Origin of the sequence: Kineosporia rhizophila (assembly GCF_021277265.1) — a bacterium.
Taxonomy (GTDB): Bacteria; Actinomycetota; Actinomycetes; order Actinomycetales; family Kineosporiaceae; genus Kineosporia; species Kineosporia rhizophila.
In genome coordinates this window covers 1-15,932 of sequence record NZ_JAJSOH010000058.1, presented here as the reverse complement: position 1 = coordinate 15,932, position 15,932 = coordinate 1, and the positions used below count along the sequence as shown (strand labels likewise).

Sequence of the window (15,932 nt, the reverse complement as noted above, 5' to 3'; positions counted from 1 at the left end):
CCGGAACCCGGGCGGGTTGACTGCGGCCCCACGGTCACCTGGAACTCGGGAACCTGTCGACTCTGGTAACTCGCCGACCGCTCGATTCATCCGCCGAGGAAACAAGGAATCTGGACACCGCCGTAGAATCGGCACGGCTGGCCGTGGCCCAGACCTCCGACCGGCTGCGTCGCCTCTCCAACCTCAACGTGTCCCTGCGTCGCCGCTTCCTCCGCAGCCAAGTCCCCGCCGACCTGACGGAGACCATCGATGTCGCCCGCCAGGCCGTCGACGCCGCACCGGAGAGCCCTTCCGGGCGCACGGCTGTGCTGGCCAACCCGGGCCTTCTTCCCCGGAAAGGCGTCACTTCTGCCGCAACTCCAGCCTCTCCATCAGCGGATCCGGCACGACTTTCCTGCTCGAATAGGCCTGCAGGACGCTGATCCGGCAGATCTCCCCCACCGCGGCCTCAGGGTTCAGCGCCCCCGGACCGGCCCCGAACTCTCCGGACGTCTGGCGCAATTGTTCCTGAACCTGCTCGGGTGTCGGCACCTGGCCGTCCTCCAGCGCTGCTGCGGCTGCGTCGATCACTGAGTGGGCGGCCGCCAGGGCCAAGGGCGCATGGCTGTCGATGTGAGCGTTGATGCCTTTCAGATCTGCTAATTCAAGATGCCCGTCGTAGGGCATCCGATCGGCCCCGCCGGTCTTCCCGCAGTAGGCCAGCGAGACGTATGAGAAGGTGCGACGGTCGATCTCGGGGTTCTCGTAGCGGCGTGCGACCGCACTCGACACATCGTCGGCAGCGATCACGTCCAGATCGAAGCCAGGAATGTCCAGGAAGACGGTGAACGGCTGCCAGCGTCCGGCGAAGACCACCAGTTGGTCGTCGGTGCCCTGCAGCGCTCGGGCCACCTCGTCGGGCTCGGGCTTCTCGTCGACGAAGACCGCATCTGGCCCGCAGGCCTGACGCATCGCCTCCGGCGTGCCGGCCTCGCCCGAGTCGGCCTTGTCGGGCACGTAGGCGTGAACCGTGGTGGACCAGCCGCGAACGCGGAACTCTTCCCTCAGGGCAGTGAGCAGAGTCTGGCTCCAGAGGTTGCTGTTGTCGGCGGGGCACACGATGGCAACGTTTCGGGGCGGGGCGTCCGATCCGGACGACAGCTGGCGCCTCCGGGCCCACTCCTCGGCGTAGCGACCGATCAGTTTCGCCTGTTCGGAGTTCTGTGCCGCCACGTAGAAGTAGTTTGCCGCCCCCTTGGCCAGGCCATCCGCGGTGAGCGTCGCGGAGACCACCGGTATGTGTTCGGCGTTCAAGTCCAGAATCAGGTCCTCAGTGGCCTGGGTACTGGCGTCGAGCCCGACCACTGCGGTCAGCCGGTCAGCGGCTTTGGCCTTCTTAAGCTGCTCGACCAGGAGATCGCGCTGGCTCAGATCCTCGCCGCCGTTGGCGAACAGAACCCTGACGATGGGTTGACCATCGCCTTGGCGTTGCCGGTTCTGTTCGTCTGCCGCAGCGAGAAAAGCTACAGCCTCAAGCTTCTGGGAAACCGGGTCGCCCATCTTGTTGCCTCGGAACGAACTGACGTACACGAGCGTGATCACGGCACGGGTGGGGGCGTCTGCCTTCCGCTGGTCAGCATCCCCATTCAACGTGGCGAACTCTTTGTCGATCTTGCCGATGCCCGAGCCGCTTTCGGTAAAATCCCCCAGTTGGCCGGATACACCGATGCACGACGCCACTCCCCCCTCGGACACGTGCAGGCTGACGAAGCGATTCATGCCGGGATCCGTGACGCAGTCCGGCAGACCGGCAGCAACGGGGTCCGGCGACGGGTGGACGTTCGCCAGAGTGGGCGAGGACGTTTCGGCCGGAACCCTGGACGGACCGACAGAGGTCACCGGACGACCTGGTTCCTGCCCCCACACCGGCAGGGTGATGTCCGACGGTATCCCGGGCACATCGGTGGCAGTCGCACCGATCAGACAGGTGGCGGTGAGCACCGCCGCCGCAACCGGCGCCACGGCCGGCCGCGCCCACAGCGGCGCCACTGCCACCTCGAACCGTCGCGCGTTGTTCGCGGCGTGCCACAGAGCCACGTACTGCTCGTCATCCGCCCCGGCGGCCGGCGGCACCTCGATGGCCGGAACGCTGATCGGCAAGTACCAGTCTTCCTGTCCGCGCGAGCGCTGGGCCAGGCGACGGCACCAGGACTCATAACCGTCCATGGCTTCGGGGGCCGCCCAACGCACGACCGTCGGGTGCTGGCCGCCGCCGTTGGTGAGTTCCGGTGGAAATGTCTTAGCGGCGGCGACGAAGACGACCGGGTCGAATCCGTGCTGGGGATGGTTGCGCACCTCGCTGACCAGGCGCAGCAGTTCAAAACCAACGGCCGGGTCGTCACCGCCGTCGAGCAGGACGACCGGGTAGCTCGTGCGGCGGGCTCCGCCAGCTCGCCAGAACCGGCGACGGTACGCCTCGGCGACGTCCGAGAGAAACGCCTCCACGAGCAGGAGCAGGACGTCGGCCGGATCCTCGTCCCGTCGCTGCTCGAGCGTGAGCCGCTCAGCGAAACCCAGGACTGTTCCAGGGCTGTGCGGGTCGAGATACGGTTGGCGCACCAGCCACCGGTACTCCCGCCCGACCCCCGGAACCCTTCCCTGTAGACGCACCCGGAACCACAACGGGGGCACGACCCTGGCCAGGCGGGCCCATCGCACCACCGGCGCTTCGAACAGTTCGGGCAGTTCGTCGGAGAACAGCGTCGCGTACTTCGACCGGCCCAGTTCGCGCTCGCGCAGGCGGCGGAACAGCACGGCGTGCGGGTCGATCCGGTCAGCACCCAGGTCCTGCCGGATGAGCCAGTGCACCAGCCCGAACCGACTGAACCTGACCCGGCCGCCTACGGCATTGGCTCCGCTGGCGAGGTCGCGGGCAATCCGCAGGAGCATGTCCGCCACGACGTCGACATCATCGGACGGCGAACCCGCTGGCGCTGGCGGCCGGTGCACCACGTGCGGCACCCGCCGCGGTTCCGCCTCCTTGAGGTACCGGGCCAGCCCGGCGACCAGCTCGTCGGTGTCCTCCGCCCATTTGAGGCACACCAGCGGGATTCCCTGAGCTGATAGCACCTTTCCGCGGGGTGCGGGTGCCTCTCGCCGACGTGGGCGCTGCGTCAGGAGCTCCAGGCACTCCAGGAGCTGTCGCGCGCCCTTGAACACCGGCATCTGGCCCGGCTGGCTCCCGGCCCCTGCTGATCCACTGCTGCCCACGATGCCCCCGACTCAACGGGTCACCGCGCACATCGGACCGGCAACCCTCCCGTTGCACAGAAGATACCTCCGAGTGACGCCTCGCGTACCCAGAGTGATGCATCGGAGTGGATCTTCTGCCAAAGATTCCGAACCGCCGTGGTCGGATCCGGAAGGAAGCAGGATGCGCCTAATTCGAGGGATGATTACCGATCTTCTCGCCGCGATGAAGGGCTCCACGTCGTCCGTGACTGTGTCAGCCCGCCCCCAGCACGCCGGTCCCGACACAACCAGATGACACCGGCATCACCCTCTTCGCGGTCACCGCTCAGTGAACGCTCGTGACCGCCGTGATCGCGCGGTGAACGCAGGCGTCATGCCCAGTACGAGGATCTGGCGCAGCATGCTGAAGGCCCCGGGCCGGGACCCTGACAGATCTGCGGCCCGGGCACATCAGTCGGACCTCGGCAACCATGATCCGGTAGCGGATCGTCCAGTCACTTTGCTACCAGCGGTGGTGGACCTGTGCACGGATGCTGCGGTCGTACAGATCCTGCACAGCGGTCAGGGTCTCCTCCGGCAGAGGAGCGAGGTCGGCCGCCGCCGCGTTGGCCCGGGCCTGCTCGATGGAGCGGGCACCCGGGATGACGGTGGAGACACCCGGCTGCTGAATGATCCAGCGCAGGGCGGTCTGGGCCGGGCTCGCCCCGGCCGGTGCCAGCGCGGCGAACTCCGCGGCTGCGCTCAGCCCCGTCTCGTAGTCGACGCCGGAGAAGGTCTCGCCCTGGTCGAACGCCTCCCCGTGCCGGTTGTAGGTGCGGTGGTCATCGGCGGAGAAGACCGTGTCCTTGGTGTACTTGCCCGAGAGCAGGCCACTGGCCAGCGGTACCCGGGCAATGATTCCCACCCCGGCCTCGGCGGCCGCCGGGAGGACTTTTTCCAGCGGCTTCAGCCGGAAGGCGTTGAAGATGATCTGCACGCTGGCAGTGCCGGGACGTGCGATCGCGGTCAGCGCCTGCTCGCACGTCTCCACGCTTACGCCGTAGGCGGCGATCCGCTTCTCCTCGACCAGGGTGTCAAGGGCGTCGAAGACCTCGTCGGATTCGAACACCGCCGTGGGCGGGCAGTGCAGCTGCACCAGGTCCAGGGTGTCCACGCCCAGGTTGGTGCGGGAGCGGTCGGTCCAGGCGCGGAAGTTCTCCAGCGTGTAGTTCTCCGGCTCCTGCGGCACCCGGCGGCCCATCTTCGTGGCCACGGTGATGTCCTGCCCGCCCCTGGTCTTCAGGAAGCGGCCGATGAGCTGCTCGCTGCGCCCGTCGCCGTACACGTCCGCCGTGTCCAGGAAGGTGACCCCGCCCTCCACCGCCGCATCGAGCACGGCCAGGGCGTCTTCCTCGCGGACGTCGCCCCAGTCGGCGCCGAGCTGCCAGGTTCCCAGCCCAACCACGGACACCTGCCGTCCGAGTCGTTCCAGCGTGCGCTTCTCCATGACTTCCTGCTCTCCGTCGACGATGCGGCCTCAGCATCGTCGCCAAGCGCGCGGGCGTCCAGCCGACAGACCCCGCCCCGTGGCTCAGCGCGTTGAACGCTTTTGATTCACCCCACCGTCACCTCCAGCGAGCACCGAACCTGCTCCCGGACGGTCTCGGCGTCCGAAGCCGGCTCTGCGGTGTAGAGGACGAGAGTCTGCGCGGTGGGGTGAGCCGTGACGAAGGCGTCCCAGGCGACGGTACTCGTGCCGAACCTTCGGCGGGAAATGCTTGTTACCGGAGGAACGACCGAGAACACCTTGCCGGGACCACAGCTCGGCGACGTCGGTGCTGCCGGCCGACAGTCGGCCCAGGAGGGCGTGCACCGTCGGGTCGTCCTCGCGCCCGCGCACCACGATCCGCGAAGCTGCTACCGCCTCGAGTGCCACTTCGTCCCAATCGGCACAGGTCGAGGGTGCTTGCGAGTCAACTGGTAGACACAGCTGTTCGAAAGCTGCCTTCTTGCGTTGGCGCCAGCCTCCCTCGCACGTGGTGGTTCTGGTCCTGGCGCACTGTCAGTCTGAAGGTGTGGCTTGTGTGGGCGGGCTGGGGCGTGTGCGGAGTCCGTCGAGGACCAGTCCGCTGATCCGGTCGCATTGCGCTCGGGTTTGTGATCAGTCTTGTAGGTCAGTCCCAGAGACCGCACAGAGCAAGGAGAGTCGTCAGCGCTGAGGTCGGCGCGGATCGTTCCTTCTTTGTGTCCGGCAGCGAGCAGGTCGGCGAGGGCGCCAGTGAAGGTGCGGTAGACCTCGTCGCCGACTAGGTCGGTGGCTGCGATTCGGAAGGCGCGGGTCATGGGGTTCTCGGACAGTACCCAGGCCAGCTGCCGCAGTTTCTGGGGTGTGGCGGCGGTGGCGCGAACCGCGGTGCAGATGACGTCCTGGCTGAGCGCCGACTCGAGCCGGCCCACGATCGCGGTGTCGTGTGCAGGAGGCGCCAGAACAGGCGGCCTGCGTGGTGCGTGGCTGTCGCCGTGGCGTGGACGGGGATCTCGCCGCTCGGTTAGGCTGCCCATGATGATGACCAGTCAGGCTCGTACGAGCCGTTCTCGGGACGGCAATCTGGTCGTGGGCTGATCCGTGCTCCGCCTGATGTCTGTGTGACCGAAGTCCCCACCCCACACAGACAAGGAGAACGGTGACAGCGCGTTTCAACCACACGATCATTGCCTCGACAGACCCGGCCGAGATGGCCGCGTTCTACCGCGCCCTGCTCGAAGCCGACGACGTCCCCTCATGGGGACCGTTCGTCAACATCCAGATCGCCGACGGCGTCCTGCTGCAGTTCGCGGCTCCGCCCATCGACTTCCCTCCGCAGCACTACGCCTACCTGCTCGATGACGCGCATTTCGACCGCGCCTACGAACAGATCACAGGTCAGGGACGTGACCACTGGGCTGATCCGCAACGGACGCGGCCCGGTGAGATCAACAGCGAGCACGGGGGCCAAGGCGTCTACCTCCTCGACCCGACGGGCCACTTTCTGGAACTGATCACGCGTCCGTACCTCTGAGATCTGGTGCTCAGCGTAGGAGTGATCGTCATCGGCGTCTGCTGAGGCCGACGAGCATTCCGGAGGCGGGCGCTGCGTCGCCGCACCCACCTCATTGAGACAGAGCCTGGCCACCCGGAGGGCGGCCAGGCACTGCAGCCCCCTCGAGTGGCGGGACCAGTGCCGCTGCGGTCGGATCACCTCGCTTGCCGTTAGACAGCAGCCCGGTTGGGCGCGGCGTCGGAGAGCGCATCGCCCTCACTTTCCTCCCGGCTCGCTTCTCTTCCTGGTGACGTCACTGTCAGACGGTTGAGGTCCTGGTGCGGCTCGGGAGGGGGCGGCGGGTGGTGGTGCGGTGACCAGGCGCAGGGTGAAGCGGGACCCGGTGGGATGGTTGGGCCGGTAGCTGATGTGGCCGTTGTTGGCCTGGGCCAGTTGTTCGACGATGTAGAGCCCCAGGCCGGTGCCCTTCTTGGCGATGGCGGCGCCGGTGGTGGCCCGCGCGAAGCGTTCGAAGAGGTGGGGGACGAAGTCTTCGGGTACCCCCTCGCCATGGTCGGCGACGGTGACGTCGACGTTCTCGGCGCTGACCGCGACGGTGACCTCGATGGGCTCGCTCCCGTACTTCACGGCATTGCCCAGCAGGTTGAGCAGGATCTGCTGGAGGTGACCTGGGTCGACAACGGCGTTGGCGGGCTCGGGCGGGCGCACGACGTCGATGATCGCGGAGTGTTCCTCGGGTAACTGGGCCATGGCCTCGGTCAGGGCATGAACGACATCGACTCTGGCCCGGCGCGGTTCGACGGTGCCGGCATCGAGCTGGGCCAGAGCCAGGACGTCCTCGACCAGGGTCGTCATCCGCCGGGCGGCCGCGGATATGCGTGAGAGGAAGTCCCGGCGCTGGATGTCGGTCATGGTGTCCCAGCCATCGATGATGGTTTCGACGTACCCGGTGATCACCCCCAGGGGCTGGCGGACGTCGTGCGAGAGCATCGCCACGAGATCCTCGATCCTTTGCTGTGATTCGCGCAGCTGGGTGTTGATACGCTGCTGAGCCGCTTCGTGGGCCTTTCGCTCGCTGACGTCGATGATCTGAGTGGCGAACTGCGGTGCTCCGCCTGCGGTGTCGCCTTGTAGCGACATGGTCAGCAACGCGTGCACGGTGCGGCCGTCGGCGTGCAGGAACCGTCTCTCTGCGCTGAATCCGTTGGCGCCTGCGTCGAGGGAGGCCGCCTGCATCGCATCGGTGGCGAAATCTGGGTCCTGAGGATGCACGATGTCGTTGAGGGTGCCTGCCAGCAGTTCGGTTTCGCTGTAACCGAGCATCGCGCACAAGGCCGGGTTGACCCGGACGATCTTCGTGCTCGGGGTGGTGATGGCCATCCCAATCAGCGATCTGTCGAAGACATCACGGAAGCGTTGCTCGCTGTGGCGCAGCAACTGCTGGTCGCGGCGACTACGCGCGACGCCGAAGACCGTGACAAGCCCGGTCAGGGCGAACACCGCCACCACAATGGCCCGCCACACGCTCGAACCCCGGGCCGGCTCGTACAGCACCGATGTCGGGACGGCGGCCACGAGCCGCCACGGGGTGCCGTCGACTGGGTGCGCGGCGTAGGCCCAGTCCCGTTGGCCTTCGCGGTAGGTACCGGAGGTGGCCCCGATGAGGGCTTCGGCCAGGGGGTGATCGGTGGTCGGCATCGGCCCGTCGCTGGCCACGACCTTGCCGTCGGGGTCGATCAGGTAGGCCCGGCTGGAGGGTAGTGCGGCGGCGTGGGTGAGGTAGGTGCCCAGGGGGCTGTTCTGTACCTGGAGTGCTCCGGAGAACACCCGGCGGCCGCGGGGCGTGTCATAGGGAGTGGCGAAGGCCACCACCGGCACTCCTCGGGCCGCCGAGGTCACCACCCGCGAGACCACCGGCACCCCCTCGCGCACGGCAGTGCGCAGGTGGTCGTAGCGGGGGGTGAGGTCAGTACCGATCAGTTCCGACCGGGCCGGGACGATCTGGATCAGGCGTCCCTGCTCATCGAGTACGACCACGGCCGTGTAGGCGAACGGCGTGGAGACTTTCTGCAGTTGTTGCTCGCTGATGTCGTCCCCGGTGAGGAACTGTTCCGCCTGGAGGTTGGTGCGGGCCAGCTGGTCAGCGACGTAGTTGGACACGAAGTCGGCACCGATGGTGACCCGCATCCCGAAGCGGGACTGCAGTCCCTGCTCGGAGGCGTGCTGGGCCCACCCCCACCCTCCCACCAGCGCGACCATCAGCATCAGCCACACCATCAGGGGCACGATCAGATGTGCACTCCACCGGGGCAGAGGCGCTCCTCTGATCACTATCCAGGGGAACCGTCGCCCGGGGCGCGGAGAGGTAGCTGGCGCAGGTGATCGCAGCTGCCTCTTCATACCCACAACGGCTCCACGGTGTAGCAGATAGTAATCGGGGATAGCCGAATGTAGGTGATGATCCGGCCTGGGCACCCCCTCCTGATCAGAGCGTGTCGCACGGGCTCGCCGACGCCTGAGGTCGCCTGCACAGACGTCCGCTCTCCTGGGGCACCTGAGACTGCTCGGCAGATGTCAGGAGGCTGCTGAGGACGAGAGCGCCGGAAACTCCTTCCGGCAGACGGGCCGATCCTTTCACGAACAGGCAGCAGCCTCAGCCCAGGCCCGGCAGGTCTGGACAGGTCTGGACAGGCCGAGTGGTCACGCGATCAGCCCCTGACCGGCAGATATCGCGATCGCTGTCCGGATTGGCGCCCATATGCGTGCCCGCCATCGGCAACGTGCCTCCAGACGCTGCGATACCTGCCATCCTACGGATCGAACTTGGTTCGGTTCCTGGCGAGCCGAATCCGGGTCGACGGATGTAGGAGAGCCATACCTGAAGAGAACCGCGTCGGAAGTGATGGAGCGCAGCATGCAAGGACGGGCGCTGCTGGGTCGCGAGGCCGAGCGCCAGGCGCTGAGCGTCCTGGTCGAGCAGGCCAGGGCGGGCTCGGGCGGCGCACTGGTTCTGCAGGGCCCGCCCGGGATCGGTAAGTCGGCTCTGGTGGCGGAGGCGGCCGCCCTGGCGGCGGCGGGCGGGACCCGGGTGATCACCGCGGTGGGGGTGCAGTCGGAGGAGGACATTCCCTACGCGGGCCTGCATCAGCTGGTACACCAGCTGCGCGACGGGATCGACGACCTGCCGGGCCCGCAGAAGGCAGCGCTGCGGGCGGCGGTCGGGCTCGCGGACGACGCCGTGCCCGACCTGTACCTGGTCGGCCTGGCCGCACTGACGCTGCTGTCCGATGCCGCAGCGAAGGCACCGCTGCTGGTCGTGGTCGAGGACGCCGGCTGGATGGACCGGGCCAGCCTCGACGTGCTCGGGTTCGTTGCGCGGCGGATCGAGTCCGACCCCCTCGTCCTCATTGCCGTCATCCGCGGACTGGACGATCGTCTGGCCAGCGCGGGCATACCCGTCCTCAATCTGGCTCCGCTCAGTGCCCAGGTTTCGGGCGAGCTTTTGGACGAGGTCGCGCCCGGTTTGGGTGCCCAGGTGCGGCGGCGGTTGCTGGAACAGGCAGCGGGAAACCCGCTCGCACTGACCGAACTGCCCACGGCGCTGCAGTCGGTCGGTGGGGCGTACGCGCTCAGCCCTGGGCCGCTGCCGCTGACCGAGCGCCTGGAGCGGACCTTCACCGCGCGGGTCTCCCGTCTTCCCGCCACCACCCGCGCGGTGCTGCTCCTGGCCGCCCTGAACGGTGACGGGACCACGGACGAGTGCCTGGCCGCAGCCGGGCGGATGCTCGGCGCCCCGGTGGACCTCACTGCCCTGGCACCGGCGGTCAGCGCCGGTCTGGTCGAGTCCGGAGGGCTGGTCTTCCGGCACCCGCTCGTGCGCTCGGCCCTGCATCACGCGGCGACTCTGGCCGAACGCCAGGCAGCGCACGCCGCTCTGGCCGCCGGGCTCGAGGGCCAGCCCGATCGGCAGGCGTGGCATCGTGCCGCGGCCACGACGGCCCCTGATGAGCAGGCGGCGCGCGAACTGGATTCCACGGCCCACCGGGCTCTGCGCCGCGGCGGTGTCGCCGCCGCCCTGGCCGCCCTGACGCGGGCGGCCGAGCTGACGCAGGAGCCCTCCGCGAAGGCCGACCGGCTGCTGCGGGCGGCCGAACTGGCCCTGGAGTCGGGCCAGCTGGACGTCGTGTCCCACCTGCTCGCCCGGGCCGGGGCGTTGGACCTCTCGCCCCGGGACCGCGGCCGGGCGGCCTGGGTGAACATCGTTCGGGGTGAGTGGGGCGCCGGCGAGGGAACCGCCACCGCCGAGCTGGCCGAGCTGGCGGTCGAGCTCGCCGCGGAGGATCCCCTGCTGGGGCTGCGCATGCTCTGGGGCGCCACCCTGCACTGCTACTACGGCGAGGCGGGGACGGCCGTGCGCAGCCGGGTCGCAGCCGCCGCCGACCGCATGCCGGTGGACGCGGGCAACCCCTATCTGGTGGCTCTGCAAGCTTTCTGCGCGCCGGTCGACCGCGGGCGACTCGTCATGCAGTCTCTGGCGCAGCAGCTTCAGCGTTCGTCCCCGGACGCCGAGGGCGATCAGCTCCTCGGCGGCGCGGCGGTGACCGTCGGTGCTCCCGCCCTGGCGGCCAAACTGGCAGCCAGGCCTCTGGACTCGCTTCGGGCCCAGGGGCAGTTGTCGATGCTGGCGCGAAGCCTCTGTGTCCTGGCGGGCAGTGCTGGGCGCCTCAGTGACGTGCGCGCCGGGTTGCTGGTTGCGGACGAGGCCGCCGAGCTGGCCCTGGAGACCGGCCAGCCCCTGATCCACGCCATGGTGCAGGCCACGCGCGCGCAGCTGGCCGCCGTGAGCGGTGACCCTCAGATGGAGTGGTGGGCCGCCCAGGCCGAACGCGCCGCCGTTCCCGGCGGAGCGCGTCCGGTGCTGGCCATCGTCCAGACCGCCCGTGGCCATGCCGCCCTCTGTCAGGGACGTTACGGCGACGCCCTGGCCCACCTGCGCCGCGTCTTCACCCCGACCGACCCCGCCTTCCACCCCTGGCTGCGCTTCTACGCCGTCTCCGAGCTGGTCGAGGCGGCTGTGCGCAGCGCGTCCGAGGAGGTGGCGCGCGAGGTGCTGGTCGAGCTGGCACCGCTGGAGGAGCTGGCACCGACACCGGCCCTGCTGTGCGGGCTGCGCCTGTCGCGGGCCCTGCTCAGCCCCGCCGAGAGCGCCGAGCCGCTCTACCTCACCGCTCTCGATGCGGCCCCGCACGACTGGCCCTTCGAACGGGCCCGGGTGCAGCTGGCTCTCGGCGAGTGGCTGCGCCGTCAGCGCCGGCCCGCGGACTCACGCGCCTCGCTGGAGGCCGCCCTGGCCGTGTTCGACGCCCTGGGCGCGTCCGCGTGGTCGGAGCGGGCCCGGCAGGAACTACGTGCCGCCGGCGCTTCCTCCCCACGCCAGGACCCCACCGTCGTCGACCAGCTGACCTCCAGCGAACTGCGGGTGGCCCAACTGGCCGCGCAGGGGCTGACCAACCGGGAGATCGGTGAGCGCCTCTACATCTCCCCCCGTACGGTGGGCACCCACCTGCAGCGCATGTTCCCCAAGCTGGGCATCACCTCCCGCAGCGAACTCCCCGTCGTATTGGGTCACCCTCAGGACGTGCTGACCTCCTGACGTACGAATGTGCTGACGTACCGACGTCCTGAAGTGACGTACGTAAGAGACGCTGCCTGACGGACGCGGCCGGCCCTGCCTGCTTCCTAGGTTCGTGCCATGCCCGATCCGCACCCGGCGGACGGGCGGGAAAGGCACACACCATGGCAACCATCACCGTCGGCGCCGAGGGCTCGAGCGCCATCGAGCTCTACTACGAGGACCACGGCGCCGGCCAGCCCGTCGTCCTGATCCACGGCTACCCCCTGGACGGGCAGTCGTGGGAGAAGCAGACCCAGGCGCTCGTCGGGGCCGGCTACCGCGTCATCACCTATGACCGACGCGGTTTCGGCCGCTCGAGCAAGACCATGACCGGTTACGACTACGACACCTTCGCCGCCGACCTGAACCAGGTCCTGACCCAGCTGGACCTCAACGACGTCGTCCTGGCCGGCTTCTCGATGGGCTCGGGTGAGGTCGCCCGCTACCTGGGCACCTACGGCTCGCAGCGGGTGGCCAAGGCCGCCTTCCTGGCCTCGCTGCAGCCGTTCCTGCTGCAGACCCCGGACAACCCCACCGGGGTGCCGCAGTCGGTCTTCGACGGCATCGCCGAGCAGGCACAGTCCGACCGCTTCGCCTGGTACGAGAACTTCTTCGTCGACTTCTTCAACACCGACGAGAACCTCGGATCGCGCCTGAGCGAGGCCGCGCTGAAGGCGAACTGGGTCACCGCCATCGGCTCGGCGCCGATCGCGGCCTACGCCTGTGTCCCGGCCTGGCTGACCGACTTCCGCAAGGACGTGGAGAGCATCGACGTGCCCGCGCTGATCCTGCACGGCACCGCCGACCGCATCCTGCCCATCGACGCCACCGCCCGCGAGTTCCACCGCCGTCTGCCCGGCGTGCGCTACGTCGAGATCGACGGCGCCCCGCATGGCCTGCTGCTCACCCACGCAGCCGAGGTCAACACCGAACTGCTCGCCTTCCTGAACGAATGAGAACCGACATGCACACGCTCACCCACCGAATCCCCCGCCGAATCTCCCGGCGCATCACCGTTCTGCTGGCCGGGCTGGCCGCCGTCCTGGGCCTCAGCATGCTCGGCGCGCCCAGCGCATCGGCCGCACCGGCGCCCGCGCCGGCGAAGAAGCCCACCATCGTCCTGGTCCACGGCGCCTTCGCGGACGGCTCCAGCTGGGCCCCCGTCATCGAGCGGCTGAACAAGCGCGGCTTCAAGACCGTCGCTGTGGCCAACCCGCTGCGCTCGGTGCGCTCCGACGCCGCCGCCCTCGACGCCCGCCTGGCCTCCATCAAGGGCCCGGTGGTGCTCGTGGGGCACTCCTACGGAGGCGCCGTCATCAGCAACGTCAAGGCCCGCTCCCCCAAGGTGAAGGCCCTGGTCTACGTCGCGGCGTTCGCCCCCGCCAAGGGTGAGGCCGCGGCCGAGCTCGCCGGGAAGTACCCGGGCAGCACGCTGGGCGAGACGCTCGCCCCCGTCGCGCTCGGAGACGGCTCCAAGGACCTGTACATCAAGCCGTCGCTGTTCCGTCAGCAGTTCGCCGCCGACGTCCCGGCGCGTAAGGCTGCTCTCATGGCCGACACTCAGCGTCCCATCCGGGACGTTGCGCTGAACGAGGCGTCCGGCAAGCCCGCCTGGGCGAGCATCCCCTCGTGGTTCGTGCTGGCCGGCGCGGACAAGAACATCCCCTTCAAGGCGCAGAAGTTCATGGCCGAGCGCGCGGACTCCCTCGCCACGGTGACAGTCAAGGGCGCCTCGCACTCCGTGGCGGTCTCGCGTCCGGACACGGTCGTGAAGATGATCGCCCGCGCCGCGCGCTGATCAGCTCCGTCCTGCACGAACGGCAGGTCACGTACCCACGTGACCTGCCGTTCGCATCACCGCGCACCAGGATGTGGGCGCCCCCGGGCGAACTTTCGAAGCACCGGGGTGAAGCTGCGAGTGCCCTCAGGCGCGCCGAGGGGGCTGCTTCACTGCGTGGCCGCCAGCCAGATCGGCCAGGCCGGCCAGCCCGACTGCAGCAGTTCGACCACCACCGGCACAGCATCGCGGGGAGCGGCGGTAGCCAGGGCGAGGTCCGGCATCGACAGCAGCCACCGGGCGGTGACCAGGGCGCCCATGTCGTGCGGAGGCAGCCCGGCAGACTGCACGAGCGCCGCCGCCGGCGCCGGCTGACTTCGCGGTCAGATGCTGCGTGCATAGTCACGCAGCTGCGGCGGAGCCATCACCAGGTCCAGCGCCCGCTGAACCCGCGGCTGCGGGGCGTCCGACCAGACTCTGCGGGGCGGGCAACGACGTGAGCGCGGCGGTGGAGACAGCAGGAATCCCCGGAGAGGTCGGCCTCCGGGGATTTCACACGCACTCTAGATGCTCACTCGCTTCAGACGCCGAGTGAAAGCATCTCAGGCGTCGTAGTTGTCGCGGCTGCCGGACTTGGCCAGACCGCGCGCCACCATGTAGCCGATGGTCAGAAACGTGATGTAGCGCAGCGTTTCGGAGGCGCCGAACGGGTCCGGGGTCTGACCACCGTTGGCGGTGTCGCTGCTTCCCACGACCAGTGCGGTGATGGCCACCGCCAGGACGGCCACGACATAGAAGATGAGCTCGGTCGTCTTGGTCGAGGCCTTGGTCTCCGTGCTGAGCCGACGGGGCGCCCGGTAGTCACCGGCACTCGTGGGGGCAGACTTGGTCGAATACTCAGTCATGGGGGTACTCCTTGGAATGCGCTCGGCAGACAGGCCGCCGGCAGGCCGAGTGAAACGAACCGTGGTTTGACTCTTTCCACTGATCGCCACAGTAGGCCGTAACGGACTCCGGTGCTGATCGAGATGGGCAGGGCGGGCCCGCTAAGGTGGCGGATCGGGCTCGGGGTTGCAGGAACCTCCGCGACGAAGGCCGGCACGTCACGGGGCTGGGAGACACGGGTGAGCGATCAGGAACTGCTGGATCTGATCCGCAGCACTGCCTGGTGTCCGACGCTCTGGCCTGGTTCGACTTCGATGTGGAGCGGACCGAGCCGTTGTGGGACGAGATCCGCATGCCCGGCGCAGAGTCCTACGAGGTGGTTGCCGGAGACGATACCGGCGGCTCCTATCTGCTGATCGGGCCGGACGATCCGCATCCTGTGGTGTACATCGGCAGCGAGGGGGAAGCGGGCCTCATTGCCTTCGGTCTGCGCGATGCGCTCGCCGTACTGGTCGGCCTGCCTGGCCTACACAACTCCACTGTTGTCTCGGTTTTCGAGGACCGACCACGTCTTCTGGCCTGGCTGGCCGAGTGCCAGGAGAAGCGGCGCGAGTACATCCCGGACCTGGTGGGACAGCAAGAACGTCTCCGGTCGGCCCTGGGGCTGCCCGACGCCCACGAGCTCCTGCCCGCCTTTCACACGGCTGTGCTGAACTGGCGGTACCTGCCCATCTTCGTACCCGAAAACACGTACTACCGGCCACTGCTCGGGCCTGAGCCGCCCGACCCTTCGCATCGCACTCCATCTTCCTCTTCCGCACCATCAGCGCTTCCGGGCGAGGCACCGCCCGAACGCGGTGACAGCGGCGCTCCCCGACCGATCGATGGGCAGACGCAGCTGTTCTGACGACCCAGTTCTCCTGCCGGCAGGGCCGTCCCCATCGAAGCTGCTGCCCGAGGCTTCACCAGACCCGGATAAGGGGATGACAATCGGCTGGAGTCGAGTGGAGACTGGCCTCGCCAGCGAGCCTGCGCGGCTGGGCATGCGCTTGAAGAGCGCACCGACGTAACTGCGAAACCAAGGGCTGAATCATGACTTCCGATCCGGACTTCGACGGGACGCTCAGGGGCTTCCTGGCCTTCCTGGCCCGACTCGAGCATGCAAAAATCTTCTACACGCTGCAGAACATCCGCCCCGAGGCGGTCATGGTGGCGGTCGCCGTGCCGGGCGAACGGTGGGAGATCGAGTTCACCGAGTCCGGCGAGCTCGAGATCGAGGTCTTCCGCAGCGAGGGCCCCATTCACGGGGCAGAGAAGATCGAAGACCTGTTCGCGCGGTTCACCG

12 protein-coding genes are annotated in these 15,932 nt (G+C 68.5%); 6 read left to right on the top strand and 6 right to left on the bottom strand.

Annotated elements, in window-relative coordinates:
• Window positions 1-342 precede the first annotated feature (342 nt).
• The 3 genes from LWF15_RS35480 to LWF15_RS38345 form a co-directional block, all read right to left on the bottom strand.
• Window positions 343-3,204 (bottom strand): ABC transporter substrate-binding protein, encoded by a 2,862-nt coding sequence (locus LWF15_RS35480; protein ID WP_232815396.1) that lies wholly within the window; start codon window positions 3,202-3,204, stop codon window positions 343-345.
• Window positions 3,205-3,733: 529 nt separating this feature from the next.
• The gene (locus tag LWF15_RS35475) at window positions 3,734-4,717 is read right to left on the bottom strand and encodes an aldo/keto reductase (protein WP_232815395.1); all 984 of its coding nucleotides are present in this window, start codon (window positions 4,715-4,717) and stop codon (window positions 3,734-3,736) included.
• A gap of 84 nt (window positions 4,718-4,801) precedes the next feature.
• Entirely contained in the window at window positions 4,802-5,200 is a 399-nt protein-coding gene (locus LWF15_RS38345) for an MmyB family transcriptional regulator (RefSeq protein WP_352396727.1), read from the bottom strand.
• Window positions 5,201-5,894: 694 nt separating this feature from the next.
• On the opposite strand from LWF15_RS38345, the gene LWF15_RS35470 reads away from it, so the two are divergent.
• The gene (locus LWF15_RS35470) at window positions 5,895-6,269 is read left to right on the top strand and encodes a VOC family protein (RefSeq protein ID WP_232815394.1); all 375 of its coding nucleotides are present in this window, start codon (window positions 5,895-5,897) and stop codon (window positions 6,267-6,269) included.
• Window positions 6,270-6,506: 237 nt separating this feature from the next.
• Here the strand turns inward: LWF15_RS35470 and LWF15_RS35465 are convergent, their stop codons facing one another.
• Window positions 6,507-8,528: a sensor histidine kinase gene (locus LWF15_RS35465; RefSeq protein ID WP_232815393.1), complete on the bottom strand. Its 2,022-nt coding sequence runs from the start codon at window positions 8,526-8,528 to the stop codon at window positions 6,507-6,509.
• 637 nt (window positions 8,529-9,165) lie between these two features.
• Between LWF15_RS35465 and LWF15_RS35460 the strand changes: the two genes are divergently transcribed.
• The 3 genes from LWF15_RS35460 (at window position 9,166) to LWF15_RS35450 (ending at window position 13,723) form a co-directional block, all read left to right on the top strand.
• The gene (locus tag LWF15_RS35460; protein WP_232815392.1) at window positions 9,166-11,904 is read left to right on the top strand and encodes a helix-turn-helix transcriptional regulator; all 2,739 of its coding nucleotides are present in this window, start codon (window positions 9,166-9,168) and stop codon (window positions 11,902-11,904) included.
• Window positions 11,905-12,047: 143 nt separating this feature from the next.
• Window positions 12,048-12,881, top strand: a complete 834-nt coding sequence (locus LWF15_RS35455; protein WP_232815391.1) for an alpha/beta fold hydrolase — start codon at window positions 12,048-12,050, stop codon at window positions 12,879-12,881.
• Between the two features lie 8 nt (window positions 12,882-12,889).
• Entirely contained in the window at window positions 12,890-13,723 is an 834-nt protein-coding gene (locus LWF15_RS35450; RefSeq protein ID WP_232815390.1) for an alpha/beta fold hydrolase, read from the top strand.
• A gap of 149 nt (window positions 13,724-13,872) precedes the next feature.
• Here LWF15_RS35450 and LWF15_RS35445 read toward each other — a convergent pair whose 3' ends face one another.
• Window positions 13,873-14,052, bottom strand: a complete 180-nt coding sequence (locus LWF15_RS35445) for a hypothetical protein (RefSeq protein WP_232815389.1) — start codon at window positions 14,050-14,052, stop codon at window positions 13,873-13,875.
• A 252-nt stretch (window positions 14,053-14,304) separates the two neighbouring features.
• Window positions 14,305-14,607 (bottom strand): hypothetical protein, encoded by a 303-nt coding sequence (locus LWF15_RS35440; protein ID WP_232815388.1) that lies wholly within the window; start codon window positions 14,605-14,607, stop codon window positions 14,305-14,307.
• Between the two features lie 263 nt (window positions 14,608-14,870).
• On the opposite strand from LWF15_RS35440, the gene LWF15_RS35435 reads away from it, so the two are divergent.
• Both LWF15_RS35435 and LWF15_RS35430 read left to right on the top strand, forming a co-directional pair.
• On the top strand, window positions 14,871-15,494 hold the full coding sequence (locus LWF15_RS35435) for a hypothetical protein (RefSeq protein ID WP_232815387.1): 624 nt from the start codon (window positions 14,871-14,873) through the stop codon (window positions 15,492-15,494).
• A 185-nt stretch (window positions 15,495-15,679) separates the two neighbouring features.
• A partial coding sequence (locus LWF15_RS35430; RefSeq protein ID WP_232815386.1) for a hypothetical protein occupies window positions 15,680-15,932 on the top strand: 253 nt, incomplete at its 3' end.

What these genes read in the sequence shown, in the direction of transcription:
- LWF15_RS35475 (WP_232815395.1), bottom strand. Translation starts at nt 4,717, where the DNA reads ATGGAGAAGCGCACGCTGGAACGACTCGGACGGCAGGTGTCCGTGGTT.
- LWF15_RS35450 (WP_232815390.1), top strand. Translation starts at nt 12,890, where the DNA reads ATGCACACGCTCACCCACCGAATCCCCCGCCGAATCTCCCGGCGCATC.
- LWF15_RS35440 (WP_232815388.1), bottom strand. Translation starts at nt 14,607, where the DNA reads ATGACTGAGTATTCGACCAAGTCTGCCCCCACGAGTGCCGGTGACTAC.
- LWF15_RS35465 (WP_232815393.1), bottom strand. Translation starts at nt 8,528, where the DNA reads ATGGTGTGGCTGATGCTGATGGTCGCGCTGGTGGGAGGGTGGGGGTGG.
- LWF15_RS35480 (WP_232815396.1), bottom strand. Translation starts at nt 3,204, where the DNA reads ATGCCGGTGTTCAAGGGCGCGCGACAGCTCCTGGAGTGCCTGGAGCTC.
- LWF15_RS35460 (WP_232815392.1), top strand. Translation starts at nt 9,166, where the DNA reads ATGCAAGGACGGGCGCTGCTGGGTCGCGAGGCCGAGCGCCAGGCGCTG.
- LWF15_RS35455 (WP_232815391.1), top strand. Translation starts at nt 12,048, where the DNA reads ATGGCAACCATCACCGTCGGCGCCGAGGGCTCGAGCGCCATCGAGCTC.